This window comes from Streptomyces camponoticapitis (assembly GCF_014646115.1).
In the GTDB taxonomy this organism is placed as follows: Bacteria; Actinomycetota; Actinomycetes; order Streptomycetales; family Streptomycetaceae; genus Streptomyces; species Streptomyces camponoticapitis.
The window spans coordinates 1-26,022 of the sequence record NZ_BMMV01000039.1; the positions used below are offsets into that span (position 1 = coordinate 1).

Below are 26,022 nucleotides of genomic sequence, written 5' to 3' on the forward strand. Positions count from 1 at the left end.
CGCCGAACAATCTTTGTGGGAGTGCCCCGCACCGTTTATGGTGCGGGGCATTTCTGCGTTCAAGACCCCGTGGCGCCCGCCGGCCGACCGTCCGGGTAGGGTCAGGGGGCATCATCGGTACATCCCCGCACAGGAGGCCCCCGGGTGGAGGTTCAGGAGACCCGCGTCCAGACGGACCGGGTGTTCACCATCCCCAACATCCTGAGCATGGCTCGCCTACTCGGTGTGCCGCTCTTCCTGTGGCTCATCCTCCGTCCGGAGTTCGGCGGGCCGAACAGCGACGGCTGGGCATTGCTCGTCCTGGCGCTCAGCGGGGTCACCGACTATCTCGACGGCATGCTCGCCCGTCGCTGGAACCAGATCAGCAACCTGGGGCGCCTTCTGGACCCCGCGGCAGACCGTCTGTACATCCTTTCCACCCTTGTCGGCCTGACCTGGCGCGAGATCCTGCCCCTCTGGCTCACCGTGGCGCTGCTGGCCCGCGAGCTGATGCTGCTGGTGATGGTGGGAATCCTCCGCAGGCACGGCTACCCGCCTCCCCAGGTGAACTTCTTGGGAAAGGCAGCTACCTTCAACTTGATGTATGCCTTCCCGTTGCTGCTGCTCAGTGACGGGAGCGGATGGCTCGCATCACTTGCCGAAGTTTTCGGATGGGCGTTCGCTGGATGGGGTACAACTCTCTATTGGTGGGCAGGGATCCTCTACGTGGTCCAGGTCCGCCGGCTCGTCAGAGCGGACAGAGTGGCCGATTAGAGCTCGTCGATGTGGCGCCGTGCAGAGTCGCCGGCCCGCACCTGATGCCTTACGGCCTGTCCAGATGGGTGACGTCGGCGAGACCGTCTCTTCAAGGAGGACGCTTCCGACATGAAGGCCGTCGTGATGGCTGGCGGCGAAGGCACACGCCTTCGTCCCATGACCTCAAGCATGCCCAAGCCGTTGTTGCCGGTGGCAAATCGGCCAATCATGGAGCATGTGCTGCGTTTGCTCAAGCGGCACGGACTCAGTGAAACCGTGGTCACCGTTCAGTTCCTCGCCTCGCTCGTGAAGAACTATTTCGGTGACGGCGAAGAGCTTGGAATGGAGCTCACCTATGCCAATGAGGAGAAGCCGCTCGGCACTGCGGGGAGTGTGAAGAACGCCGAAGAGGCGCTCAAGGACGATGCTTTTCTCGTCATTTCCGGTGACGCTCTCACCGACTTCGACCTGACGGACCTCATTCGCTTCCACAAGGAGAAGGGCGCGCTGGTCACGGTGTGTCTGACCCGGGTGCCGAACCCGCTGGAGTTCGGTATCACGATCGTGGACGACGAGGGAAAGGTGGAGCGCTTCCTGGAGAAGCCCACCTGGGGCCAGGTGTTCTCGGACACGGTCAACACGGGCATCTACGTGATGGAGCCCGAGGTGTTCGACTACGTCGAGGCCGACACCTCGGTCGACTGGTCGGGCGAGGTCTTCCCGCAGCTCATGAAAGAGGGCAAGCGCGTCTACGGCTATATCGCCGAGGGCTACTGGGAGGACGTCGGGACGCACGAGAGTTATGTGAAAGCCCAGGCGGATGTCCTGGAGGGCAAGGTCGACGTCGATCTCGACGGGTTCGAGATCTCGCCCGGCGTGTGGGTCGCCGAAGGCGCCGAGGTTCATCCCGACGCCGTTCTGCGCGGTCCGCTCTACATCGGTGACTACGCCAAGGTCGAAGCCGGCGCCGAGATCCGCGAGCACACCGTCATCGGGTCCAACGTCGTCGTCAAGACCGGGGCCTTTCTCCATCGGGCCGTGGTGCACGACAACGTGTACATCGGTCAGCACAGCAATCTGCGCGGCTGTGTGATCGGCAAGAACACCGACATCATGCGTGCCGCCCGGATCGAGGACGGCGCGGTCATCGGTGACGAGTGTCTTGTCGGTGAAGAATCGATCATTCAGGGCAATGTCCGGGTGTATCCGTTCAAGACCATCGAGGCCGGCGCGTTCGTCAACACCTCGGTGATCTGGGAGTCCAGAGGACAGGCGCATCTCTTCGGAGCGCGTGGCGTCTCCGGGATCCTCAACGTCGAGATCACGCCCGAGCTGGCCGTCCGGCTGGCGGGGGCGTACGCGACGACGCTCAAGAAGGGTTCCACGGTCACTACGGCGCGTGACCACTCGCGTGGTGCGCGCGCGCTCAAGCGGGCGGTGATCTCCGCGCTGCAGGCCAGCGCCATCGACGTACGGGACCTGGAGAACGTCCCACTGCCTGTCGCCCGGCAGCAGACCGGCCGCGGGAGCGCCGGCGGCATCATGATCCGTACGACGCCGGGTGTGCCCGACTCCGTCGACATCATGTTCTTCGACGAACGGGGCGCGGACCTCTCGCAGGCCGGGCAGCGCAAGCTGGACCGGGTCTACGCGAGGCAGGAGTACCGCAGGGCGTTCCCGGGCGAGATCGGGGACCTGCACTTCCCCGCGAGCGTCTTCGACTCGTACACCGGCTCACTGCTCCGCAATGTCGACACGTCGGGGATCGCCGAGGCCGAGCTCAAGGTCGTCGTCGACGCGTCCAACGGTAGTGCCGGGCTCGTTCTGCCCAGTCTCCTCGGGCGGCTCGGGGTCGACGCGCTGACCATCAATCCCGGCCTCGACGAGGCACGGCCGACCGAGACCGTCGAGTCGCGCAGGTCCGGCCTTGTCAGACTGGGCGAGATCGTGGCGTCGGCGCGGGCGTCGTTCGGGGTGCGCTTCGACCCCGTGGGTGAGCGGCTGTCGCTCGTCGACGAGCGCGGACGGATCATCGAGGACGACCGTGCCCTGCTGGTGCTGCTCGACCTGGTCGCGGCCGAGCGGCGCAGCGGGCGGGTGGCGCTGCCCGTCACGACCACCAGGATCGCCGAGCAGGTCGCCGCGTACCACGGGACTCAGGTGGAGTGGACGACCACGTCGCCAGACGACCTCACCAGGGTCGGCCGGGAGGATTCCACGATCTTCGGCGGCGACGGGCGCGGTGCGTTCATCGTTCCGGAGTTCAGCAGCCTCCTGGACGGCACGGCGGCCTTCGTACGGCTGCTGGGACTGGTCGCCCGTACGCAGCTCACGCTCAGCCAGATCGACGCCCGTATCCCCCGGGCGCACGTGCTGCGCAGGGATCTGGCGACCCCCTGGGCCGTCAAGGGTCTTGTCATGCGGCGGGTGGTGGAGGCGGCCGGTGAGCGGGACGTCGACACGACCGACGGCATCCGGGTCGTGGAGGCCGACGGGAGGTGGGTGATGGTGCTTCCGGCGCCCGCCGAGGCCGTCACCCATCTGTGGGCCGAGGGACCGGACGACGCCTCCGCCCAGGCACTGCTTGACGAGTGGTCGGCCGTCGTGGACAGCGCAGGTCAGTGACCTGATCGTGGTGTGCCGGAGGGCGGCGGCCCGCCGCCTCCGGCACACCGGTGGGGCCATTCGGCGGTAGCGACCGCGCCGTGCGACGATGTGCGGCATGCCGCAGCACCCCCCCGTTCGGACTACACCTTCGCCACCCCCGCGCCCTGACGCGTCCATGTCGCTGCTGAACAATGTGATGGACCACAGCCTGGACGACGGTTACGCCGAGGCAGCCGCTCGCAGGGACGCCGAGGACGGGGGAATGCCCCGTACGCTCCGGGCGAAGCTCGGTCTGGCGGCGGGGCTCGTACTGGCCGCGCTGGTCGTCACCGTCGGCGCGGCCGAGGCGCGGATCGACGCTCCTGTCGTCGCCAAGGAGCGCGAGGAGCTCATCGAGCGGATCGACGCCGAGACGTCCTCCGCGGACAGCCTCGAACGCACGGTGGACAAGCTCCGTGACGAGGTGGGTGTCCAGCAGCGCGAGGCGCTGCGTGACCACGGCGGCGAACAGGGCGAACTCGTTGCCCTGTTGTCGGGCTCCACCGAGGTCGAGGGACCGGGTGTGAAGCTTGTCGTCGACGACGCCAAGGCCGCCGGCGAGACCGCCGACGGGCCCCGGGAGAGCAGCAACTTCTCGGACACGGGGCGGGTCAGGGACCGGGACATGCAGCAGATCGTCAACGGCCTCTGGGAGTCCGGGGCGGAGGCCGTGTCCATCAACGGCCAGCGTCTGACGGCCCTTTCGGCGATCAGGGCCGCCGGTGAGGCCATACTGGTCGACAACAAGCCGCTGGTGCCGCCGTACACGGTGCTGGCCGTGGGGGACGGGAAGAACCTGAGTACAGCGTTCCAGGACAGTGCCGACGGCCAGTACCTGCACTCGTTGCAGGAGAACTTCGGTGTCCGCACCAGCATTTCCGCTCAGGAGACGGTACGTCTTCCTGCCGCGCCGAGCCTGATCGTACGCACAGCAGAGCCGAAGGCCGCCGACCCGGGGAAGGGCGACGGAGGGGCCACGGCAGAAACAGGGAAGGGCACATCGTGATCGCGGTACTTGGCCTCGTCGTGGGAGTCGTGGTCGGACTGTTGGTTCGACCCGAAGTGCCGGCGGTGGTCGAGCCCTATCTGCCGATCGCCGTCGTCGCCGCTCTCGACGCGGTCTTCGGGGGGCTGCGGGCCATGCTCGACGGGATCTTCGTCGACAAGGTGTTCGTGGTGTCGTTCCTGTCGAACGTGGTGGTGGCCGCGCTCATCGTGTTCCTCGGTGACAAGCTCGGTGTGGGCGCGCAGTTGTCGACCGGTGTGGTCGTCGTGTTCGGTATCCGGATCTTCTCCAACGCTGCCGCGATCCGCCGGCACGTGTTCCGGGCGTGAGGCCGATGAACAGCGAAGAGCCCCCGCCGAACCCAGGTGCCCCGCAGACTCCGCCGGGCTCGCAGCCCCCCGGGCCGCCCGATCCGCGCCGGCAGATGACGGGCCGTCAGCGGCTCGCCGCCGGGCTCTGGCCGCCGCGGGTCACCCGGGCCCAACTCGTCGTCGCCCTACTGCTGTTCGTGCTGGGGCTGGGACTGGCCATCCAGGTCCGGTCGACCAACGACGACAGTGCCCTGCGCGGCGCCCGCCAGGAGGACCTCGTACGGATCCTGGACGAGCTCGACGGCCGCACCGAGCGGCTGGAGGACGAGAAGCAGCGGCTGGACGATCAGCAGACGGAGCTGGAGACCAGCTCGGACCAGGCGGAGGAGGCGCGCAAGCAGACGCGGGAGAAGGAGCAGCAGCTCGGCATCCTCGCCGGTACGGTCGCCGCCCGGGGCCCCGGGATCACGCTGACGGTCCAGGACGCCGGCGGCACCGTCGATTCCGACATGCTGCTCGACGCGATCCAGGAGCTGCGGGCGGCCGGCGCCGAGGCCATCCAGGTGAACGGGGTCCGGGTCGTCGCCGCGACCTATTTCTCCGGTAGTGACGGTGACATCGAGGTGGACGGGAAGCGGATCCGTGCGCCGTACCGTTTCAAGGTGATCGGCAAACCGCAGGATCTGGAGCCCGCGCTCAACATCCCCGGAGGTGTGGTGCAGACATTGGAAAGAGAGCAGGCCACGGCCACAGTGGCGGCGTCGGAGGAGATCGTCGTGGACGCCTTGCGACCGGCGCAGCGGCCTGACTACGCTCGGTCGTCGTCGTAGTGGGGCGGGGGCGCATGCGTACCCGGGGACCAGGGCAGAAGGTTCCGGGGGGTCGGCGCACATTCCGCATGGTGCGTGGTGGAAACTGTCTGATGGTTACGGACGTTGTGAAGATGTCCGAGTCGGCAGGTGTGTTCATTCAGGGTTCGTCCTGCCCCACGGGCGGGTCTGTTCAGGTCAAGGGGAATCGCCCGTGAAGTTGTTTGGGAAGTTGTTCGGCAGGAGTGCACGCGAGGACGGCGGTAACGCCCGCCATCGCGCACCGCGCCATGGCCAGGAAGAGGAGCAGGGCGGCGAGCGCCCGCTCTTCCGCGACGAGGTCGGCGGCCCCGGAGGGGACAATCGGGGCGGTCACGGCGCGTCGTCTGTTGACCCCGCGAGTTCTGGCGGCATAGGTTTCGGTGGACCATCAACCTCAAGTACGGGTGGAGGGTTTCCCCCCGCTCAGGAGGGTCCGTCCATGTCGGCCTTGCCGGTTTGTACGAGGTGCGGGCACCGCAACACCCAGGACAGTCGGTTCTGCTCCAACTGCGGTGCGCCGTTGAGGGCGGGGGCTCCCGCGGAGCGCCCCTCGGAGACGACCTCCACGATCTCCATCTCGGGTCTTGAGGCGTACGAGGCGGAGGCGACCGGTCAGACGGCCGTTCCCTCGCTCTCGCCGGAGGCGCAGGCCGCGGTGGACGCGCTGCCTCTCGGGTCGGCGCTGCTGGTCGTACGCCGTGGTCCGAACTCGGGCAGCCGCTTCCTGCTGGACGGCGACCTGACGACGGCCGGAAGGCACCCGCAGAGCGACATCTTCCTCGACGACGTCACCGTGTCCCGGCGGCACGTCGAGTTCCGCAGGAGCCCGGAAGGCCACTTCACGGTCTCCGACGTCGGCAGTCTCAACGGCACGTACGTCAACCGGGAGCGCATCGACTCCGTCGCGGTGTCGAACGGGGACGAGGTCCAGATCGGCAAGTACCGGCTGGTCTTCTACGCGAGCCAGCGGGGCGTGTGACCCCTCAGGGAAGGTCCATGCTGCGACCACCGACGGGCGGTGCCGGCCACGGCACCGCCCCCACGGGTGAACCACTGGTCAGCATCGGCATGGTGCTGAACCAGCTCAGGGACGAGTTCCCCGAGGTGACCATCTCCAAGATCCGCTTCCTGGAGTCCGAGGGTCTCGTCGAGCCCCGGCGGACCCCCTCCGGGTATCGGAAGTTCAGTCCTGAGGACGTCGAGCGCCTCGCCCAGGTCCTGCGTATGCAGCGGGACCACTATCTGCCCCTCAAGGTCATCAGGGAGCATCTCGACGCCGTCGCGCGAGGTGAACGGCTCCCGCTGCCCGCACAGGCGTCCCAGGGGCCTCAGCGGGAGCTCGTCGGCTCCGCGTGGGACGCGGAGCCCGCGCCGCCCACCGCCCCGAAGATCGGCCGTGCCGAGCTGCTGGCGGCCACCGAGGCGGCCGAGAGCGAGCTGGACGAGTGGGAGGCGTACGGCCTCGTCGCCCCGATGGCGGACGGCGGCTACGACTCCGAGGCGGTGACCGTGGCGAAACTTGTCGCGGAACTCGGAAGATTCGGTCTGGAACCACGGCATCTTCGAGCCGTGAAGGCCGCCGCCGACCGGGAGGCCGGGCTGGTCGAGCAGGTCGTCTCGCCCCTGCGCCGGCACCGCAATCCGCAGACCAGGGCCCATGCCGAGGCCGCTACGAGGGAGCTGGCGGCGCTCTCCGTACGGCTGCACGCGGCACTGGTACAGACGGCTCTCGGAGTCCGGCTTACCTGATCTTGGGGGAGTCCGACTACCCAAACCGACCGGGCACGTCCTAGGGTTGCTGTGTGAACGAGCTCGACGTCGTGGGTGTCCGGGTGGAAATGCCCTCCAACCAACCGATCGTGCTCCTGCGTGAAGTGGGAGGCGACCGGTACCTTCCCATCTGGATCGGGCCTGGGGAAGCTACCGCTATTGCCTTCGCCCAACAGGGCATGGCACCGGCCCGACCACTGACCCATGACCTCTTCAAGGATGTCCTGGAGGCAGTGGGCCAGGAACTCACGCAGGTGCGCATCACCGACCTGCGCGAAGGGGTCTTCTACGCGGAGCTGGTCTTCGCGAGCGGTGTCGAGGTGAGTGCCAGGCCGTCGGACGCCATAGCTCTCGCCCTGCGCACCGGCACGCCCATCTACGGCAGTGACGGGGTGCTGGACGACGCGGGCATCGCGATCCCCGACGAGCAGGAGGACGAGGTCGAGAAGTTCCGCGAATTCCTCGACCAGATCTCTCCGGAGGATTTCGGGACCAACAGCCAGTGAGCGGTGAACGGTCGACGACCGTCATACCGGACTCCGTCCGAGCATTCGGCCAGCCTTTCCCGGTGACGGGACACGGCAAACCACTCTCAGGGTGATTATCACTCGGCGTGCCCAGCGTGGCGATCGTTGACGCACCCGGGGGCACTGCCTACCGTCGACGGGGCAGGTCAAGGACGGAGGTCGGTGTGAGCAGCAGCGGCGACGGTACGGCGAACGGCCCGTACCCGCTTCACGGCAGTGCGTCCGACCCCACGACCGACACGGTCGGCTACCGGGGACCGACCGCGTGCGCGGCGGCGGGCATCACCTACCGCCAGTTGGACTACTGGGCGCGCACCGGGCTGGTCGAGCCGAGTGTGCGCCCCGCCAGGGGATCGGGCACCCAGCGGCTCTACAGCCTGCGCGACGTCGTCTTCCTGAAGATCGTCAAGCGCTTCCTGGACACCGGTGTCGCCCTCCAGAACATCCGGACGGCCGTCCAGCATCTGCGCGGGCGGCCGGCGGGGGACCTGGAGCGCATGACGCTCATGAGCGACGGCGCGACGGTCTACGAGTGCTCGTCGCCGGACGAGGTCGTGGACCTTCTCCAGGGCGGCCAGGGCATCTTCGGGATCGCCGTCGGAGTGGTCTGGCGGGACGTCGAGGCGGCGCTGTCGCAGCTGCACGGGGAGCGCGTCGACACCGGCGAGACCCTGATCGGCCACAACCCCGCCGACGAACTCGCCCGCCGGCGCCGCGACCGGGCCGTCTGAGCCCCGGAGCCCCGTGGGTCCCGGGCGATTGTCAGTGGCGTAGGGGAGCATCGGTCGGGTGAGACCCGCACCGACCATCCTGCATCTGGACATGGATGCCTTCTTCGCCGCCGCCGAGCAGGCGGCGAAGCCGAGCCTGCGCGGAAAGCCGGTGGTCGTCGGAGGTCTCGGTCCGCGCGGGGTCGTCTCCACGGCGTCGTACGAGGCGAGGCGGTTCGGGATCCACTCGGCCATGCCGATGGCCCAGGCGAGACGGCTCGCGCCGAACGCCGCGTATCTGGTGCCGCGCTTCGCCCTCTACCGCACCGTCAGCGAGCAGGTCATGGAGCTGCTCGGCCGGCTGTCACCGCTCGTGGAGCCGCTGAGCCTGGACGAGGCGTTCGTCGACCTGGAGGCGGGTGGCTCGGCGTCCGACTCGGTGTCGGCGCGTGCGACGGGCGAGCGGCTGCGGCGGGACATCAGGGACGTGACCGGGCTGACGGGCTCGGTCGGGCTCGCCGGGTCCAAGATGCTGGCGAAGATCGCCTCCGAGCAGGCCAAACCCGACGGTCTGGTGCTCATCGAGCCGGGCACGGAGCGCGACCTGCTGGGGCCGATGACCGTACGGACGCTGCCCGGGGTCGGGCCGGCCACCGGTGAGCATCTGCGCAGGGCCGGGATGATGACCATCGCCGATCTGGCGGAGGCCGGGGAGGACGAGCTCGTACGGCTGGTGGGGAAGGCGCACGGCGCGTCGCTGTACCGGATGGCGTCGGGGCACGATGACCGGCCGGTGGTGGCCGAGCGTGAGACCAAGTCCGTCTCCGTCGAGGACACCTTCGATGTCGATCTGCACGACCGGGTGCGGGTCAGGACCGAGGTGGACCGGCTGGCGGAGCGATGTGTGCGGCGGCTGCGGGAGTCCGGGCACTCGGGCCGGACGATCGTCCTCAAGGTGCGGCGGTACGACTTCTCGACGCTCACCCGCTCCGAGACGCTCCGCGGGCCCACCGACGACCCTGTGGTGGTACGAGAGGCCGCGGGGAGACTGCTGGAGTCCCTGGACACCACCGGAGGCGTGCGGCTGCTGGGGGTGGGGGTGACCGGGCTGACCGACTACACGCAGGAGGACCTGTTCGCCCAGGCGGCGGCGGAGGCGGCGAGTGCCGCCGGACCCGCGCACGAGCCGGACACCGGGGCGACGCCGGACGAGCCCGAGCCGCCGTCGCCGGGTCCCGGGGCGGACGCGGACGCGGCCGCGGAGGCCGTCACCGCGCGGCACTGGCCGGCGGGGCACGACGTGCGGCATGCCGAGTTCGGCGCGGGGTGGGTGCAGGGGAGCGGGGTGGGGCGGGTCACCGTACGGTTCGAGGAGCCCACGTCGGCCGTGCCGGGGCGGGTGCGCACGTTCCGTACGGACGATCCCGACCTGGAACTCTCGGAGCCGCTGCCCCTGGTCGCGACACCGCCCGACAGAGCCTGAGGGCTGTCCCGCAATCCCCGGCGGGCGCACGGCGACAGCTACGGCACCTCGCCGCCCTTGACGGATTCGCCCGAATGAACCCCGTATGAGGACGCCACGGCTCTCAGGGCTTGTCCCTGTCGCCGGGGCGGTTGTGGGCGTTGTCGCGGCCGGCCACGCGGCCGAAGTCGCGGTCGGCCGGGCGTTCCGGGGCCGCGGGCTCCGGCAGGGCCAGTTGGTAGTGGTGGTAGAGCTGGATCTCCTGGTCGGGGGAGAGATGGCGGCCGACCCCGAAGTCCGGGGCGTCCTTGATCAGGCCGCGCTCGTACGGGATGTGCAGGGACTCGTCGCGGTAGGTGCTGGGGGCCAGGGGCACGAACGCGTCCCGGCTGAACAGCCCGGTCCGTACCGCCGCCCACTCCGGCACACCGGTGGCATCGTCCAGATACACCTCGTCGACGGTGCCGATCTTGCGCCCGTCGCGGTCGTACGCCTTGCGGCCGATCAGGCTGCGCGGATCGATGTCGGTCTGCACGGTCCCTCCAACTGGTCGCATATGCTCCCTCACTCTACGAAAGGACACATTTGGGGTATTGGCCACTCGAAAACCCTGGCGGGAACGCGCTGGTAGGCTGGTCAGTGGCTGTTGACCCCATGCGGGAGAGCCGTCCGGTGAGACTGCCGGAGGCGCCGAAGGAGCAAATCCTCCCCGGAAACTCTCAGGCCCCCGTACCGCATGGACGAGGTCACTCTGGAAAGCAGAGCAGGTGTCGGACGGCATCCGCTCTCACCGACGGTGAAAATCGGCCCGCCTCGTGGCGGACCGGTGAAACTCTCAGGTTGATGTGACAGAGGGGGAGGCCGTCCGGGCACCTGTGTATCGGTGCCCCTCGCAGGTCGCGCCAGACCAGGAGGCCTCCCGTATGACAGCCCACCGCACACCGCTCTCGCAGCTGGAGCGAGGAATCCCCTTCGAGCAGCGCCATGTCGGCCCCGACACCGCCGCGCAGGCCAAGATGCTCGCGCAGGTCGGCTACGGCTCGCTCGACGAGCTGACCGCGGCCGCGGTCCCCGACGTGATCAAGAGCGCCGAGGCCCTGCGGCTGCCCGCCGCGCGTACCGAGGCCGAGGTGCTCGCCGAGCTGCGGTCCCTCGCGGAGCGCAACCAGGTCCTCGCGCCGATGATCGGCCTCGGCTACTACGGCACGTTCACACCGCCGGTGATCCTCCGCAACGTGATGGAGAATCCGGCCTGGTACACCGCGTACACGCCGTACCAGCCCGAGATCTCCCAGGGCCGTCTGGAGGCGCTGCTCAACTTCCAGACCGTGGTGGCCGATCTGACCGGCCTGCCCACCTCGGGAGCCTCCCTGCTGGACGAGGGCACGGCCGCCGCCGAGGCCATGGCCCTCGCCCGGCGCGTCGGCAAGGTCAAGGACGGCGTCTTCCTGGTCGACGCCGACGCCCTGCCGCAGACCGTCGCCGTGATCCGTACCCGGGCCGAACCGGCCGGCGTCGACGTCCTCGTCGCGGACCTGGCCGACGGGATCCCGGCCGAGGCCGCCGAGCGCGGTGTGTTCGGCGTGCTCGTGCAGTACCCGGGCGCGTCCGGCGCCGTACGGGACATCAAGCCCGTCATCGAGCAGGCGCACGAACTCGGCGCCGTCGTCACCGTCGCCGCCGACCTGCTGGCCCTCACACTGCTCACCTCACCCGGTGAGCTCGGCGCGGACATCGCCGTCGGCACCACCCAGCGGTTCGGCGTCCCCATGGGCTTCGGCGGACCGCACGCCGGATACATGGCCGTACGCGAGAAGTTCGCCCGCAGCCTGCCCGGACGGCTCGTCGGGGTCTCCGTGGACGCCGACGGGAACAAGGCGTACCGGCTGGCGCTCCAGACCCGTGAGCAGCACATCCGGCGCGAGAAGGCCACCAGCAACATCTGCACCGCGCAGGTGCTGCTCGCCGTGATGGCCGGGATGTACGCCGTCTACCACGGCCCCGACGGGCTGCGCGCCATCGCCGAACGCACCCACCGCTACGCGACCGTCCTCGCCGAGGGCCTGCGCGCGGGCGGCGTCGAGATCGTGCACGAGGCGTACTTCGACACGCTGACCGTACGGGTCACCGGCCGGGCCGCCGAGGTCGTGGCCGCCGCCCGCGAGGGCGGGGTCAACCTCCGTCTCGTCGACCCCGACCATGTCTCGCTCGCCTGCGACGAGACGACCGGACGCGCCCAACTGACCGCCGTATGGACCGCCTTCGGCGTCACCGGCGACATCGAGGCGCTGGACACCACGTCCGGCGACGCGCTGCCGGAGACCCTGCTGCGTAACGACGAGTACCTCACGCACCCGGTCTTCCACCAGCACCGCTCCGAGACCGCCATGCTGCGCTACCTGCGCAGGCTCGCGGACCGTGACTACGCGCTGGACCGCGGCATGATCCCCCTCGGCTCCTGCACCATGAAGCTCAACGCCACCACCGAGATGGAGCCGGTGACCTGGCCGGAGTTCGCGGCGCTGCACCCCTTCGCGCCGGCCGACCAGGCCCAGGGCTATCTCACGCTCATCCGCGAGCTGGAGGAGCGGCTGGCGGAGGTCACCGGCTACGACGCGGTCTCTCTCCAGCCCAACGCCGGCTCCCAGGGCGAACTCGCCGGGCTGCTGGCCGTACGGGCGTACCACCGCGCCAACGGCGACACGGGCCGCACCGTCTGCCTCATCCCGTCCTCCGCGCACGGCACGAACGCCGCGAGCGCGGTCATGGCCGGCATGAAGGTCGTCGTCGTGAAGACCCGCGAGGACGGTGACGTCGACGTCGACGACCTGCACGCCAAGATCGAGCGGCACGGCGACGAACTGGCCGTCCTGATGGTCACCTACCCGTCCACGCACGGCGTGTTCGAGGAGCACATCAGCGACATCTGCGCGGCGGTGCACGACGCGGGCGGTCAGGTGTACGTCGACGGAGCGAACCTCAACGCGCTGGTGGGGCTGGCGAAGCCGGGCCGGTTCGGCTCGGACGTGTCGCATCTGAACCTGCACAAGACCTTCTGCATCCCGCACGGCGGCGGCGGCCCCGGTGTCGGCCCGGTCGGCGTGCGCGCCCACCTCGCCCCGTACCTGCCCAACCACCCGCTCCAGCCCGCCGCGGGTCCCGAGACCGGCGTCGGACCGATCTCCGCGGCCCCCTGGGGCTCCGCGGGGATACTGCCGATCTCCTGGGCCTATGTCCGGCTGATGGGCGGTGAGGGCCTCAAGCGCGCCACACAGGTCGCCGTACTGGCCGCGAACTACATCGCCAAGCGGCTGGAGCCGCACTTCCCGGTCCTGTACACGGGTCCGCACGGGCTGGTGGCGCACGAGTGCATCGTGGACCTCCGTCCGCTGTCGAAGTCGACCGGCGTCAGCGTCGACGACATCGCCAAGCGGCTCATCGACTACGGGTTCCACGCGCCGACCATGTCGTTCCCGGTGGCCGGCACGCTGATGATCGAGCCCACCGAGAGCGAGGACCTCGCCGAACTCGACCGGTTCTGCGAGACGATGATCGCGATCCGCGCCGAGATCGAGAAGGTCGCCTCAGGCCACTGGCCGGCGGACGACAATCCGCTGCGCAACGCCCCGCACACGGCCGCCGCGCTGGGCGGGGAGTGGGAGCACGCGTACAGCCGTCAGGAGGCGGTCTTCCCGGCCGGGGTCTCGGCGGCGGACAAGTACTGGCCGCCGGTCCGCCGGATCGACGGTGCGTTCGGCGACCGCAATCTCGTGTGCTCGTGCCCGCCTCTGGACGAGTACGACAACTGACGGACGGCACGCGGCCGTCGGGCCGTGCGGTGCGCGGACGGACGGCGTACGCGGGTCGCTCGCGGCACCTGGGCGACGCACATGCGTCGGGGCCGGTTCGGAGTGAATTCTCCGGGCCGGCCCCCCTTTACGGACGGCTTCAGGCTGCCGTCATCACCTGCTCGCTCCCGGACGGCCGGTGCGGAGCGATGATCTGGCCGTCGGGCAGCAGCTCCCCGGTGTCCTCGAAGATCAGGACGCCGTTGCACAGCAGGCTCCAGCCCTGTTCCGGGTGGTGCGCCGCGTGACGGGCGGCTTCCCGGTCGGCGGAGTCGGCTGTCGGACAGGCTGGCTGGTGCTGGCACATGGATGGTTTCTTTCGCTGCGTCGTGGCGTGTGTCCCGCGGCTCGATGTGGTCATGGCCGCCCCCCGGTTTCTCTCGTCCGTACCCCAGTGTTGCCCCGCGGACGTCGATCCGCAGGGATTTCGCGGCAGCGCTTGTCTCTGCTTAAGGACGTGTCACCCGCCCGGACGGTTCAGCCCAACTCGGCTGTCTTTTCGGGTGGTTCGGGGTGACCCGTCCGGACTAGTCCGGACGGGCGCGGCACAGTGCCCCGCAACCAGCACAGAGCCCCGTGACCGTTGAGGGGTCACGGGGCAGTGTAGGGCGCGTGGGACGGTTGGGAGACGGTCGGGACGCGAGGCCGTCCGAAGGCGGTCGGCCGGTACGGCTCAGCCGGTGGTCAGCAGGGGCGCGGACGCGGCGGCGGACGCCGTCGCGGAGGCCGCCGAGAGCCCCGAGGTGAGGCGCAGACCCATCATCGGAAGCAGGTCGGCGACACGGTGGGGCCGGTGGGCCACGATGCCGGGCGGGGCGGGAGCGAGCGGGATCAGCAGGTCGGCCGGGGCGGGAGCACCGACCGACGCGTCGGCCTCGACGTCCTGGTGGAGCCAGAGGGTGAGCATGTACAGGCCGGGCACCGAGAGCAGCCGCGGTTGGTACGGCGCCTTCACCGTCTCGGCCTGGCGCAGGGCGCGTTCGGTGGCGGAGATGTAGGGGCCCTCGAAGAAGCGCGAGAACGCCCAGCCGTCGGGGGTGAGCATCGTGTCCGCGGCCGCGACGGCACGCTCGCCGCTGCGGATCAGGAAGCGCCAGCCGGCCAGTCTGGTCTGCGGCGCGTCGCTGCTCGGGGTGATCTGTTCCAGTACGTGTACCGGAAGGGGCAGTTCGGGGCTCAGCGGTCCCTGGACGGACCGGAGAGCGGGTGTACGGGCCTCGCGCACGGCGGTGGGAGAACCGAGTGCCGCGAGGACGCTGCGCAGGGCGGGCGCTGGAGCCGGGGAGACATGCAGCGGCATAGTGGGTTGCCTCTCGCTCAGTAGGCACAGTGAAGCGTCGAAGGTGCGGGGTGCGGACGTCGCTGTCGGCGCACGTGGTCAGAGGATGGCCCCAGGCCGTGGCCGGGCCTCAACTCTCTGCCTCGTTCGGACAGAGTTTATACGATGCGTGTTCACAGAATGTTTCTTCTGTCTGTCGCCCTTATTGCGTCAAGGCGATATCCGGTCCATCTGGTACGTAATCGCCTTCGACGAACCGTCACATGGACCGTGAACCGAGGCGTGTGGCCTGGGGTTATTCGGCCGGAGCGGTAGGCCGAAACTCGTCGGCGTTTTCGTTGGCCGGGCGGAGAGTGAAATTGCTCACTGCGCCATGCCGAAGGAATGTGCCGCGAGGCCGTTCTGACCACTCTACCCGGCGCTCCACGGAAACGGGGCGTTATGGATCACTCAGTCTGGGCACTATCGATCGTGAAGCGATGCCCGGCGCCGCCGGGAAGCCGACGCGAAGGAGGGACCCTCCGATGGGGGAGAAGGTCGAATCGGACGGTACCGGCGTGTCCGATCGACAGGAATACCGCAGGAAGCTCCAGCAGTGCCTGGCGGTGCTGGGGCGGCTTCTGGGGGAGAAGCGGTTCGACCGGCCCAGGAATCTGATGGGTCTGGAGATCGAGCTGAATCTCGCCGGATCCGACGGGATGCCCAGGATGATGAATGCGGAAGTTCTTGAACGGATCGCGAGTCGTGATTTCCAGACCGAACTCGGAATGTTCAACCTGGAAGTGAATATCGCCCCGCACCGGCTCGACGGACGCGTTCTCGACCAGCTCGCCGAAGAACTGCGCACGGGTCTTGGATATGCCCACCGCAAAGCGAATGAGGTCGACGCCGGCATCGTGATGATCGGCATTCTGCCGACGCTCTCCCTCGACGACGTGGTCTCCACGAACCTCTCGGACGCGGACCGCTACACACTTCTCAACGACCGGATGGTGGCGGCGCGGGGCGAGGATTTCGTTCTCGACATCGACGGGGTCGAACGTCTCACCTGCAGTTCACCCTCGATCGCACCCGAAGCGGCCTGCACCTCCGTGCAGTTGCATCTCCAGGTCACACCCGACCGCTTCGCGGACGTGTGGAACGCCGCGCAGTGCGTCGCCGCCGTGCAGATCGCCATCGGCGCCAACGCGCCTTTCCTCTTCGGAAAGGAGTTGTGGCGCGAGTCCCGGCCCCCGCTCTTCCTTCAGGCGACCGACACCCGGCCCCCCGAGCTCCAGGCGCAGGGCGTACGGCCCCGGACCTGGTTCGGCGAGCGCTGGATCGACTCCGTGTACGACCTTTTCGAGGAGAATCTGCGCTATTTCCCGCCGCTTCTCCAGATGAGTGACGACCAGGATCCGCACCAGGTCCTGGACGAGGGCGGTACGCCGCGCCTCGCGGAGCTGGTGCTCCACAACGGCACCGTCTACCGCTGGAACAGGCCCGTGTACGACGTCGCCGACGGACAGCCCCATCTGCGGGTCGAGAACCGCGTGCTGCCCGCCGGGCCGACCGTCACCGACGTCGTCGCCAACGCCGCCTTCTACTACGGGCTGGTGCGCGCCCTCGCCGAGGACTCCCGACCCGTCTGGACCCGGCTGCCGTTCGACGCCGCCGCGCGGAACTTCGAGACCGCGTGCCGTGACGGCATCGAGGCCCGGCTCCGCTGGCCGCGCAACGGCCGGGCGAGCAGCGGCGTCACCGAGGTGTCGGCGGTCCGGCTGGTGCGCGACGAACTGCTGCCGCTCGCGGCCGCCGGGCTCGACGCGTGGAACGTGGAGCCGGCCGACCGCGACTTCTACCTCGGGGTGATCGAGGGGCGCTGCGAGCGCCGGGTGAACGGGGCCTCGTGGCAGGTCGACACCTTCCACCGGGCGCGGGAGGCGGGGCTCCGCCGGGAGGCGGCCCTCGCCGCCACGACCCGGCGGTACGCCGAACTGATGCACCAGGGGGAGCCGGTGCACACCTGGCCGGTGGGCTTCCCCGCCCCGTCGCGGATGCCGGACCTCTCCGGCTGACGCGGGGCGGCGGGCGCCGCGGCCGTCGCGAGGGCCGGCTACCGCCTTGCCCCCACCGACAGGATCGCCTCGGTCATCACCGACCGGATGTCCGCCGGGTCACTCACCTCGTAACCCGCGCCGCCCGTGATCCGCGCGACCTCGTCCATCGCCGCGGGGTCCGCGTCCGGGCCCACCGCGATCGTGATCAGCGGGACCGGGCGCCTGGGGTCGGCGAGCTTCCTCAGCTCGTCCATCAGGGCCGTGCGCGCCGCGCCGTCCGGGTCCACTCCACCGGTGAGGACGACGACCGCGTTGCACTTGCCGCTCACGTACGACGACTGGGCCTCCTTGAAGGCGGCCAGCGTCGTGTCGTACATCCCGGTCGCACCCGATCCCGTCCCCACCGGCGCCAGTGCGGTGACGGCGGCCGAGAGGTCCTCGCGGTGGGTGCCGCCGGCCTCGGCCCGTTCGCCGAGCGGCGCGGTCTCGGCGAGTCTGCGGAAGTCCTCGTCGCCGTCGAGACCGGCGGCGAAGTCCCAGAGGCCGACCTCGTCGTCGGGAGTGAACCCGTCGAGTGTCTGGAGCACCGAGGCCTTCGTGACCTCCAGCCGGGAGTCGCCGCCGCTGCCCGGTACGGGCTGTGCCATCGAGGCCGAGGTGTCGACGACGACGGTCAGCCGGGCGTGCTGGAGGATCACCGTCCACATGCCGAGCGTCTCCTCGACCATGTCGGTGGTCGGCGGCTGGGCCTTCGTCAGGGCGTACGGCTGGGGCGCGCGGCCGCCCGCGGCCCGGACCAGGTCGTCCCCCACGGTGGAGTGGGCCGTACGGAACCCGTGCTCCGCCATGGCGCGCTGGGCCTCCTCCTCGTTGAGGAGGGACATGAACCGGGTCACGGCGCGGCTCTCGTCCGTGGTCAGCTCCGGCTCGTTGACGAGGTTCAGGGGGTAGTCCAGGGCCGGGGCCGCGTCCGTCGGATAGAACAGCTGGAGATCGGTGGCGCCGCCGTCGGTGGAGTTGTGGGTGAACGCCGCCTGTTCGGTGAGGAAGACCGCCTCGTTGGCCTTGGCACCGTCCGTCTCGCTCCGAGCCAGGGACGGGATCACCTGGCTGTCGGAGTCCGACACACGCGTGGCCAGCGCCTCCGCGGTCGCGGCGATCAGGGTGCCGCTGTCCGCGTCCGTCTTCCGCGCGGAGGTGACGACGCTGCTGAACGCGAGCAGTCCGGTGGCGCTGCGAGCCGGGTCGGCCCCGCCGAGCCGCACCGCGCCCTTGCCGGTGGCGGCCTTCGTCAGCCCGGCCCAGGTGTACGTCTTCCGGGGCCAGCCGAGTCTCGTGCCGGCCGAGGGGACCACGGCCAGGGCCACCGGCGTGGTCGCCGCGTTGCCCGCGGGTGTCAGCGCGATGCCGGTGTCGGCGGTCAGCGCGCGCTCGACCCAGACGTCGGAGTCCGGCAGCCACGCCTCGTAGTCGTCCGCGGCCGTGCCGGTGGCGAGGTCGTCGGCGATCTCGTGGTTCTCGCGGGCGTCGACCCGGACGTCGATGCAGCGACCGTCGGAGGTGATGTCGTCGCGCCGGGCGCTGTCGGCGACGGCCGTCACGGCGGGGGCGATGTCCGGCGAGGCGGCCAGATCGATCTGTACGGCGGAGCCCGCGCAGCCGTCGGCGAAGGACAGCATCCCGCTCGCCGCCGCGATGCCGGTCCCCGCGGCCAGACTCAGCAGGACCGCCGTGGCGATCAGGACGTTCCGACGGCGTGGGAGACGGCCCCTGGTGCTGTCCGTCGTTTCGTCGTCGGGCAAGCTGTGACGTTCCATGGCGGTGGTGCCCCTCCTTGACCTGAACAAGGAAAATGGGGGGCTCGGTCCGCTGAATGACGCCAGCCCCCCGGCCTGTCGCGCGCGATCTTCGTACCCGTATTCGAGACCCTAGCGGGACGGGAAGGGGGTTGAGGCACGATTGGTCAACTGGAGGCAACTGTGCAGACGGAGGCGGGCCGCGTGGCCGATTCCCTTCCCCAAGAAGGCCTGTCGCGCAGGATGCTGCGGTCCGAGGTACTGATCGTCCTGGCGCTCTCGCTGGGGGCGAGCGGCGTGTCGGCGCTGATCAGCTTTGTCGGGTCGGTCACCAGGCCCGGTGGGCTCAGCGATCAGGCGGCCACGCTCAACGGTTCGCAGGCACCGGGGCGCCCGTGGCTGGATCTCGCCTGGCAACTGTTCGGCATCGCCAGCTCGCTGGTGCCTGTGGTACTGGTGGCGCACCTGTTGCTCCGTGAGGGCAGCGGACTGCGCGATCTGGGGTTCGACCGGCGTCGGCCGTGGCCGGATCTCGGCCGCGGCACGCTGATCGCCGCCGGCATCGGCAGCGCGGGCCTCGCCTTCTACATCGGCTCGCGCGCGGCCGGGTTCAACCTGACCGTCGTACCGGAATCGCTGCCCGACGTGTGGTGGAAGTTCCCGGTGCTGATCCTGTCCGCGGTGCAGAACTCCGTACTCGAAGAGGTCATCGTCGTCGGGTATCTGCTGCGCAGACTGGGGCAGTTGGGGTGGACACCGATGGCCGCCCTGGTGGCCAGTTCGGTGCTGCGCGGGTCGTACCACCTGTACCAGGGCATCGGCGGCTTCATCGGGAACATGGTGATGGGCGTGGTGTTCGTGCTGGCCTACCGCCGCTGGGGGCGGGTCGGGCCGCTGGTGGTGGCACACGCGCTGCTCGACATCGTGGCGTTCGTCGGGTATGCGCTGCTCGCCGGGCATGTGAGCTGGCTGCCGACCCCGTAACGGATCGGTACCGGGCGCGGGGCGGTCAGGGGGCCACGAGGAGTTCGCCGTCGATCACGGTGACCGCGTGGCCCGTGAGCAGTGTCCGCCCGCCCCGCAGTGACGTGGCGACGAGACCGGTACGGGCGGAGCCCTGGAGGCCCCTCAGCTCGGTGCGGCCGAGCCGCGCCGACCAGAACGGGGCGAGCGCCGTGTGCGCGCTGCCCGTGACGGGGTCCTCGTCGATGCCGACGCCCGGGAAGAAGCCGCGCGACACGAAGTCGTAGCCGCTGTCTGGGTCCTCGGCCGCCGCGGTGACGATGATGCCGCGCCGCGAGAGGGCGGCGAGCGATCGGATGTCCGGGGTCAGTTCCCGTACGGTCCGCTCGTCCGCCAGCTCCACCAGCAGATCCCCGATGTGCTCCGCGGTGTCGTGCACCGAGACCGGGACCGCGCCCAGGGCCGCCTCGACGCCGTCCGGCAGCGCGAGCGGGGTCAGCGACGATGTCGGGAAGTCGAGCGTCAGGGCGCCGTCGTCGTGCGCCGTCGCTCCGAGGATGCCGCAGCGAGCCGCGAAGCGGATCGGGCCGGTCGCGAGGCCGTCGGTGCGCAGGACATGGGCGGTGGCGAGTGTGGCGTGCCCGCACATGTCGACCTCGGCCGCCGGGGTGAACCAGCGCAGCGCCCAGTCCGCCTCGCCGCCGGGCGGCAGGGGATGGGCGAAGGCCGTCTCCGACAGGTTCACCTCCCTGGCGACCCGCTGGAGCCAGGTGTCGTCGGGGAACGGGCCGGACTCAAGGATCAGCACCCCCGCGGGATTCCCGGCGAAGGGGTGGTCGGTGAAGGCGTCGACGATTCGGATTCGCATGCCCTGACGGTAGGAGAGGACGGAAGCCGGGGGCCAAGGCCAATTCGGTGCGGCTGGCCCCGGAGGCCCGCGTGGGCCGTTGACCTGTGACAGCAAAGATGGGCCGTTTGCCACTGAAGTTGGGCCAACGCTAGTTTGTGACAGCGAAGTTGGGTCGCTTGAGGATTGGGCGGACGGGGGATGCGGTGGGGGCGTTAGCCCGAGCAGTCGATCAGTCTGCGCTCACAGCCTTTGAGCTGGACTTCTCTCTCGAGGGGGTTCGTAAGCGCCGCCTGTTGCAGACGAGCTGGGACGTGCGGTTCGAGACAGTGGAGCCGGTCCGCAGTTTCTCCTGGCGCAAGTACGGCCGGGGCTTCGCAGGCTGGTACTACTCGGTGACCGTACGAGATCACGTTGGCTACGAATCATGGCTGGAGAGAGACCGGCTGGTCCTGCTCGACCGGGACCCGCAGGTCACAGCTATCGCCTCTCAGCCCTTCTGGCTGCACTGGCACGACGGGGTGCGAAAGCGCAGACACGCTCCCGACTACTTTGTCCGGCTCGCCGACGGACACGCCCGTGTCGTCGATGTCCGTGCTGAGGACGACCTGGACGACGACACCCGGGAGTCGTTCACCGCGACCGAGCATGCTTGCCGGGCAGTCGGCTGGGAGTTCGACTGGGTGGGGCGACCCGATCCGGTGTTCATGGCGAACATCCGTTGGCTTGCCCGCTACCGGCGCACGCGTTGCGGCCGGCCTCAAGCGGTGGCCGACCGGTTGCTCGAGGTGTTCCGTGAGCCCAAGGGGCTGTGGGAGGGCGCCGTTTCGGTCGGGGACCGGTTGCAGGTCCTGCCGGTGCTGTTCCATCTGCTGTGGTCCGGCGCCTTGGAAACAGACCTGGTGGGCAGCTTGATGCAGACCGACAGCCTGGTCTGGACGAAGGGAAGCCGTTGAGCCTGCTGAGGCGGCCGCCGGTGTTGGCGGTCGGTCACAAGATCCGCTTCGAGGGCCAGGTCCGGGGGGTTCTCGAAGTCACCGCCCAGGCTGCGGTGGTGGAGGACGCCGAGGCTGAGCACCGGGTGGTCGCTTTGATCGACCTGTTCGAAGCGGCGGATTTCGAGGTCTTGTTCCAGCCTGAGCGGATGCCGCTGCCGACGGTCGGACTGCTGGAAGCATTCCCGCCCGAAGTCGTGAAACAGGCTCTGTGGTGGGAGGGGCACATCTTGGAGGTCATCCACGGGCTTGCTCCGGACGCTGAGCCGGGTTCGCGTCCGCGGCCGGGCTACGGGCCGGGTTCGTCGGTGACGTCGCGGCAGCGGACGAAGGCAGCGGAGCTGACGGCTGCCGGCCACGATGTCGCGGCCAAGACGATCGGCAACCGGCGTCGCCGCTACCAGGAAATGGGCTTGGTTGGGCTGGCCGACCACCGGCCGGTCCGCAAGCGCTCCGAGTTCGGCTCGGTGCCCGAACCGGTCGTCGAAGCGATGCGGAAGGCGATCAAGGAAGGTGTCGACACTTCGACCCGCAACGGGGCCTACCTGATCTGGCGGACGGGGGAGATCCTGCGGGAATCGGACGATGAGCTCATCGAGCTGCCGACCGAGCGGACGCTCTACCGGCTGCTTGCGAAGTTGACGAAGGGCACCCACGCGACCGGTTCGGCGGTCACACGCCGTTCGAAGGCCCACGGGGCGGCGGCCCCGTTCGGAGAGCTGACGGTGTCGGCTCCCGGCGAGGTCATGCAGATGGACTCCACCCCGATGGATGTGCTGGTCCGTCTCGACAACGGGGTGGTCGGCAAGGTCGAGCTCACGGGCATGATCGACGTCGGGACCAGGACGTTGTCGGCGGCGGTTCTGCGGCCGACGACGAAGTCGGTGGACGCGAGCCTACTGCTGGCCCGCACGGTCACACCCGAGCTGATGCGGCCGGGTTGGGTCGACGCGCTGAAGATGTCCCGGTCGGTGCTGCCGCATCGCAGGCTGCTGTCCCTGGATGAACGCCTTGAGCATGCGGCGGCCAAGCCGGTCATCGTCCCGGAGACGATTGTCTGCGACCACGGCAAGGTGTTCATCTCCCGCAACTTCCGGTCGTCCTGCCGGTTCCTGGAGATCGACTTCCAGCCCACTTGGAAGGGCTCGCCCTTCCAGAAGGGGCACATTGAGAAGATGCTGGGCTCGGTGGCCACGATGTTCGCCCAGTTCCTGACGGGATACACCGGCCGCAACACCGACCACCGCGGACGCCACCCCGAGCGCGAGAACCTGTGGTCGCTGCCCGAATTGCAGGACCTGCTGGACGAATGGGTCGTCGCCAAGTGGCAGAACCGCCCCCACGATGGCCTTCGTGACCCCGACCATCCTGGACGGCTGTTCACCCCGAACCAGAAGTACGCCGCGCTGGTCGAGGCATGCGGCTACGTTCCGGTCGCGCTCAGCGGGCAGGACTACGTGGAACTGCTGCCCGCGGCCTGGCGCGTCGTTAATCCTTATGGAATCCGGATCAACAACCGGACCTACGACAGCCCCGACCTGGGGCCGATGCGCCTGCGGGACTCCGGCGTCACCGCGAAGCGGGGGCTCTGGGAGGTCCACCGCGACCCCTACGACGTCTCCTATGTCTGGGTACGCGACCACCGCGGCGACGGCAGCTGGGTCCAGGCGACCTGGAAGTACCTGAAGCGGGCCCCGGTCCCGTTCGGCGATCTGGCCTGGGACCACGTCAGACATCAACTGCCCAAGGCCACCGAGGAAGAACTCGCCCAGGCAGTCGCCGACCTGCTGACCCGCGCGCATGCCGGCCCCGACAGGTCGGCAGCGAAGAGAAAACCCCGGTCGGCGAAAGCAGCCAAGGCCGAGCGGCAGGTCGCCGCCCGCACGAAGGCTGCCCCGCCCACTGTCCCCTCCCCGCCACCAGAGCCGCCGCGGGAACCTGAGGTTGAAGCGCCCGCCGAGGACGACGATCTCGCCGAGGTGATCCCGCTGGGACTGTTCGATCCGCTCGAAGACCCTTGGAGGCGGCCGTGACCGCGCTGCTTGCCGACGGTCCGGACGCGGACTTCGGACGGCAGCTGACCACACTGCCTGGCTGGCGCCAGTTCGTCGGCGCCTCCCTGAGCAAGCCCATGGCCGTGCTGGCGAAGGCCGAGTACGACGCGCTGGAGGCGGAAGCCCAGGACGCATACGACGACGATCGGCTTGATCACCATGCCCGCCTCCAGGTGGTCGCTACCTCCACGGTCCGCTCCACCGTCACCTGCGGGCGCCGCCTGATCATCCTCAACCGCGGGGCGATCAGCGCTCGCCGCGGCCTGATCGTCTCCGGGCCCGCCAACACCGGCAAGACCATTGCTCTCACCCAGCTCGGGCTGGCCCACGAGTTACAGGACCGCCGCCGGCACGCAGGGCAGGACGATCGCATCCCGGTCATCTACATCACCGTTCCGCCGGCCGCGACACCCCGCATGATCGCCGCCGAGTTCGCCCGCTTCCTGGGCCTGCCAGTCCTGCGGCGCTCGAACATCACCGACCTCACCGAGGCGGTCGTCGGCGTCTGCACCAAGGCCAGGACCGGTCTGATTCTGGTGGACGAGATCCACAACATCTCCTTGACGACCCGCCACGGAGCCGAGGCATCGGACACGCTGAAGTACTTCTCCGAACGCATCCCGGCGACCTTCGCCTACGCGGGCATCGACATCGAGGACGGCAGCCTGCTGTCCGGCACCCGGGGAGACCAGATCGCCGCCCGTTTCACCCCAATGGCCACCCACCCCTTCCCCTACAACACCGAGTGGAAGGCGCTGGTCGCTCAGATGGAAGCCAATCTCGTGCTGCACGAGCACAAACCCGGGACCCTGAGCCGCCTGGACCGCTTCATCCACACCCGCACCGGCGGCATGATCGGCACCCTCTCCCACCAGATCCGCGGAGCCGCAGTCGACGCCATCCTCGGCCACAGCGAAAAGATCAACAAAGCCGGGCTGCTGGCCGTCGACCTGGACATCGCCTCTCGCCGCAAGCGCCCGGGCACAGACCGATGACGTCTCCGCCCGGACACCCCGTCGCCCGGCTGCCGTTCCAGGTCCGGCCGAAAAGCGGTGAAGGAGCCAGCACGTTCATCACCCGACTCGCCCAGGCGAACTGCCTCCCGCCCGCTTACCTGCGAAAGTACCTCGCCGAGCCGCCCATGCACCGCGGTATTCCGCGCTGGGACCGCATCGCCGCAGCCGCTGGACGCGATCCGGTCGAACTGCGGCAGATCCTCGAGACCATCGAGTGCGAGGAATGCGGCGCGCCAATGCGGCCGATGACGAGCTTCGGCGCCAAGCCGCGAACCTGCTCCAGATCCTGTCGGCAGAAGCGATACCGCCGGCGCATCCCAGCGGAGGAGTGGACGAAAGTCCCCTGCCGAGTTTGCGGGCGAGCGATGAGGTTCCGGCTCGGACAACGTCGCTACATGTGCTCATCACACTGCCGCCGAGTCGCCTTCCAGTTCCGCCAGCGAGGCGAACCACTGCCACGCCCACCGAACTTCCAAGCCGCCAGCGGGTCCGTTGACGAGGACGAACTTACCGCCCTTTGCCCGGTCTGCGAAGGACCGATAACCAATGCCACCAGGCGAAAAGCGTGCTCAAGAAGCTGCGGCGGCAGGATGGCCCACTGGACCCGCAATCCGCTGCCACCACCCGTGACCTGCCGCCACTGTCATCAGCCACTCCTCCCCAGAACCGACGGCCGACCCCGTGACTGGTGCTCGAACGACTGCAGAACCCAAGAACTACGCCGACAGTTGATTGCGGCCGCCATCTCGTCCCAGGCAGGGGAAGCGCAACCCCGCCCGATAGGACCCGAGCCCCCCAGCCTCTATGACACGAGGACCTGTCGGGGCTGCGAGCAGCACTACCGGCCACTCAGGATTAACCCGTGGTGCTCTCGCCGCTGTCTAGAACAAGAGCTGCTGAAACGTGCTGAACAGCAGAAATGCGGTGGCTGCGGGTCCTCGATGGCCCACCGCAAACCCGTCACCGGCCGCATCTGGTGCTCAAGGCCATGCCGCCAGCGAGCCAACCGATGGAACCAGGAATTTCGGGACAGAGTGCAGCTGATGATCAGCGTCGGCGGACGCCCGGCAGAGCCGCAGCAGCCCAGCACGCCGACCTGTCGGGGCTGCAACCGAAGCCACCAGCCTCTCAGGCCCAACCCCTGGTGCTCGGACCAGTGCCTGGACC

General features: G+C 69.2%; 21 protein-coding genes and 1 riboswitch. Of the genes, 16 read left to right on the plus strand and 5 right to left on the minus strand.

The window, feature by feature from the left end; genetic code table 11:
• Positions 1 to 144 precede the first annotated feature (144 nt).
• From clsA to IEY79_RS35410, 10 genes are all read left to right on the plus strand, one after another.
• Positions 145 to 753, plus strand: coding sequence for a cardiolipin synthase ClsA (gene clsA, locus IEY79_RS35365; RefSeq protein ID WP_189111764.1), 609 nt, complete (start codon positions 145 to 147; stop codon positions 751 to 753).
• A 111-nt stretch (positions 754 to 864) separates the two neighbouring features.
• Positions 865 to 3,360 (plus strand): mannose-1-phosphate guanyltransferase, encoded by a 2,496-nt coding sequence (locus IEY79_RS35370; RefSeq protein ID WP_189111765.1) that lies wholly within the window; start codon positions 865 to 867, stop codon positions 3,358 to 3,360.
• Positions 3,361 to 3,457: 97 nt separating this feature from the next.
• A complete protein-coding gene (locus IEY79_RS35375) occupies positions 3,458 to 4,387 on the plus strand; it encodes a DUF881 domain-containing protein (RefSeq protein ID WP_189111766.1) in 930 nt (309 codons plus the stop codon).
• The gene (locus IEY79_RS35380; RefSeq protein WP_023543062.1) at positions 4,384 to 4,716 is read left to right on the plus strand and encodes a small basic family protein; all 333 of its coding nucleotides are present in this window, start codon (positions 4,384 to 4,386) and stop codon (positions 4,714 to 4,716) included. Before IEY79_RS35375 ends, IEY79_RS35380 begins: the two co-directional genes overlap by 4 nt.
• A gap of 5 nt (positions 4,717 to 4,721) precedes the next feature.
• The gene (locus IEY79_RS35385) at positions 4,722 to 5,528 is read left to right on the plus strand and encodes a DUF881 domain-containing protein (RefSeq protein WP_189111767.1); all 807 of its coding nucleotides are present in this window, start codon (positions 4,722 to 4,724) and stop codon (positions 5,526 to 5,528) included.
• A gap of 85 nt (positions 5,529 to 5,613) precedes the next feature.
• Complete coding sequence (locus IEY79_RS35390) at positions 5,614 to 6,528, plus strand: FHA domain-containing protein (RefSeq protein WP_189111799.1); 915 nt, start codon at positions 5,614 to 5,616, stop codon at positions 6,526 to 6,528.
• 17 nt (positions 6,529 to 6,545) lie between these two features.
• Positions 6,546 to 7,298 (plus strand): transcriptional regulator FtsR, encoded by a 753-nt coding sequence (gene ftsR / locus IEY79_RS35395; RefSeq protein WP_189111768.1) that lies wholly within the window; start codon positions 6,546 to 6,548, stop codon positions 7,296 to 7,298.
• 53 nt (positions 7,299 to 7,351) lie between these two features.
• On the plus strand, positions 7,352 to 7,825 hold the full coding sequence (locus tag IEY79_RS35400) for a bifunctional nuclease family protein (RefSeq protein ID WP_031232239.1): 474 nt from the start codon (positions 7,352 to 7,354) through the stop codon (positions 7,823 to 7,825).
• A gap of 185 nt (positions 7,826 to 8,010) precedes the next feature.
• Positions 8,011 to 8,577 (plus strand): MerR family transcriptional regulator, encoded by a 567-nt coding sequence (locus IEY79_RS35405; protein WP_189111769.1) that lies wholly within the window; start codon positions 8,011 to 8,013, stop codon positions 8,575 to 8,577.
• A gap of 58 nt (positions 8,578 to 8,635) precedes the next feature.
• Positions 8,636 to 10,039: a DNA polymerase IV gene (locus IEY79_RS35410; RefSeq protein ID WP_189111770.1), complete on the plus strand. Its 1,404-nt coding sequence runs from the start codon at positions 8,636 to 8,638 to the stop codon at positions 10,037 to 10,039.
• Positions 10,040 to 10,142: 103 nt separating this feature from the next.
• Here the strand turns inward: IEY79_RS35410 and IEY79_RS35415 are convergent, their stop codons facing one another.
• Entirely contained in the window at positions 10,143 to 10,574 is a 432-nt protein-coding gene (locus tag IEY79_RS35415) for a PRC-barrel domain-containing protein (protein WP_189111771.1), read from the minus strand.
• A 91-nt stretch (positions 10,575 to 10,665) separates the two neighbouring features.
• A riboswitch (glycine riboswitch) is annotated at positions 10,666 to 10,763 on the plus strand.
• Positions 10,764 to 10,941: 178 nt separating this feature from the next.
• Here IEY79_RS35415 and gcvP point away from each other — a divergent pair.
• The gene (gcvP, locus tag IEY79_RS35420; RefSeq protein ID WP_189111772.1) at positions 10,942 to 13,827 is read left to right on the plus strand and encodes an aminomethyl-transferring glycine dehydrogenase; all 2,886 of its coding nucleotides are present in this window, start codon (positions 10,942 to 10,944) and stop codon (positions 13,825 to 13,827) included.
• Positions 13,828 to 13,966: 139 nt separating this feature from the next.
• On the opposite strand, the gene IEY79_RS35425 is transcribed toward gcvP, so the two are convergent.
• Together IEY79_RS35425 and IEY79_RS35430 are read right to left on the minus strand one after the other, a co-directional pair.
• Positions 13,967 to 14,173: a DUF5999 family protein gene (locus IEY79_RS35425; RefSeq protein ID WP_189111773.1), complete on the minus strand. Its 207-nt coding sequence runs from the start codon at positions 14,171 to 14,173 to the stop codon at positions 13,967 to 13,969.
• Positions 14,174 to 14,539: 366 nt separating this feature from the next.
• Positions 14,540 to 15,166, minus strand: a complete 627-nt coding sequence (locus tag IEY79_RS35430) for a hypothetical protein (RefSeq protein ID WP_189111774.1) — start codon at positions 15,164 to 15,166, stop codon at positions 14,540 to 14,542.
• Between the two features lie 503 nt (positions 15,167 to 15,669).
• On the opposite strand from IEY79_RS35430, the gene IEY79_RS35435 reads away from it, so the two are divergent.
• Positions 15,670 to 17,202, plus strand: a complete 1,533-nt coding sequence (locus tag IEY79_RS35435) for a glutamate-cysteine ligase family protein (protein ID WP_189111775.1) — start codon at positions 15,670 to 15,672, stop codon at positions 17,200 to 17,202.
• Positions 17,203 to 17,240: 38 nt separating this feature from the next.
• On the opposite strand, the gene IEY79_RS35440 is transcribed toward IEY79_RS35435, so the two are convergent.
• Positions 17,241 to 19,001, minus strand: coding sequence for a substrate-binding domain-containing protein (locus tag IEY79_RS35440; protein WP_189111776.1), 1,761 nt, complete (start codon positions 18,999 to 19,001; stop codon positions 17,241 to 17,243).
• Positions 19,002 to 19,163: 162 nt separating this feature from the next.
• On the opposite strand from IEY79_RS35440, the gene IEY79_RS35445 reads away from it, so the two are divergent.
• Positions 19,164 to 19,964 carry a CPBP family intramembrane glutamic endopeptidase gene (locus IEY79_RS35445; RefSeq protein ID WP_444544908.1) on the plus strand — a complete coding sequence of 267 codons (801 nt, stop codon included), beginning with the start codon at positions 19,164 to 19,166 and terminating at the stop codon, positions 19,962 to 19,964.
• Positions 19,965 to 19,989: 25 nt separating this feature from the next.
• Here the strand turns inward: IEY79_RS35445 and IEY79_RS35450 are convergent, their stop codons facing one another.
• Positions 19,990 to 20,811, minus strand: a complete 822-nt coding sequence (locus IEY79_RS35450; protein ID WP_189111777.1) for a PhzF family phenazine biosynthesis protein — start codon at positions 20,809 to 20,811, stop codon at positions 19,990 to 19,992.
• A gap of 236 nt (positions 20,812 to 21,047) precedes the next feature.
• Between IEY79_RS35450 and IEY79_RS35455 the strand changes: the two genes are divergently transcribed.
• Genes IEY79_RS35455 through IEY79_RS35465 form a run of 3 tightly spaced genes read left to right on the plus strand, consistent with a single transcriptional unit; the run spans position 21,048 to position 24,834 of the window.
• Entirely contained in the window at positions 21,048 to 21,746 is a 699-nt protein-coding gene (locus tag IEY79_RS35455) for a TnsA-like heteromeric transposase endonuclease subunit (protein WP_373292694.1), read from the plus strand.
• Positions 21,665 to 23,818 (plus strand): transposase, encoded by a 2,154-nt coding sequence (locus IEY79_RS35460; protein ID WP_506360961.1) that lies wholly within the window; start codon positions 21,665 to 21,667, stop codon positions 23,816 to 23,818. The genes IEY79_RS35455 and IEY79_RS35460 overlap by 82 nt, the downstream gene beginning before the upstream one ends.
• A complete protein-coding gene (locus IEY79_RS35465) occupies positions 23,815 to 24,834 on the plus strand; it encodes an ATP-binding protein (protein WP_189111778.1) in 1,020 nt (339 codons plus the stop codon). The genes IEY79_RS35460 and IEY79_RS35465 overlap by 4 nt, the downstream gene beginning before the upstream one ends.
• Positions 24,835 to 26,022: the final 1,188 nt, after the last annotated feature.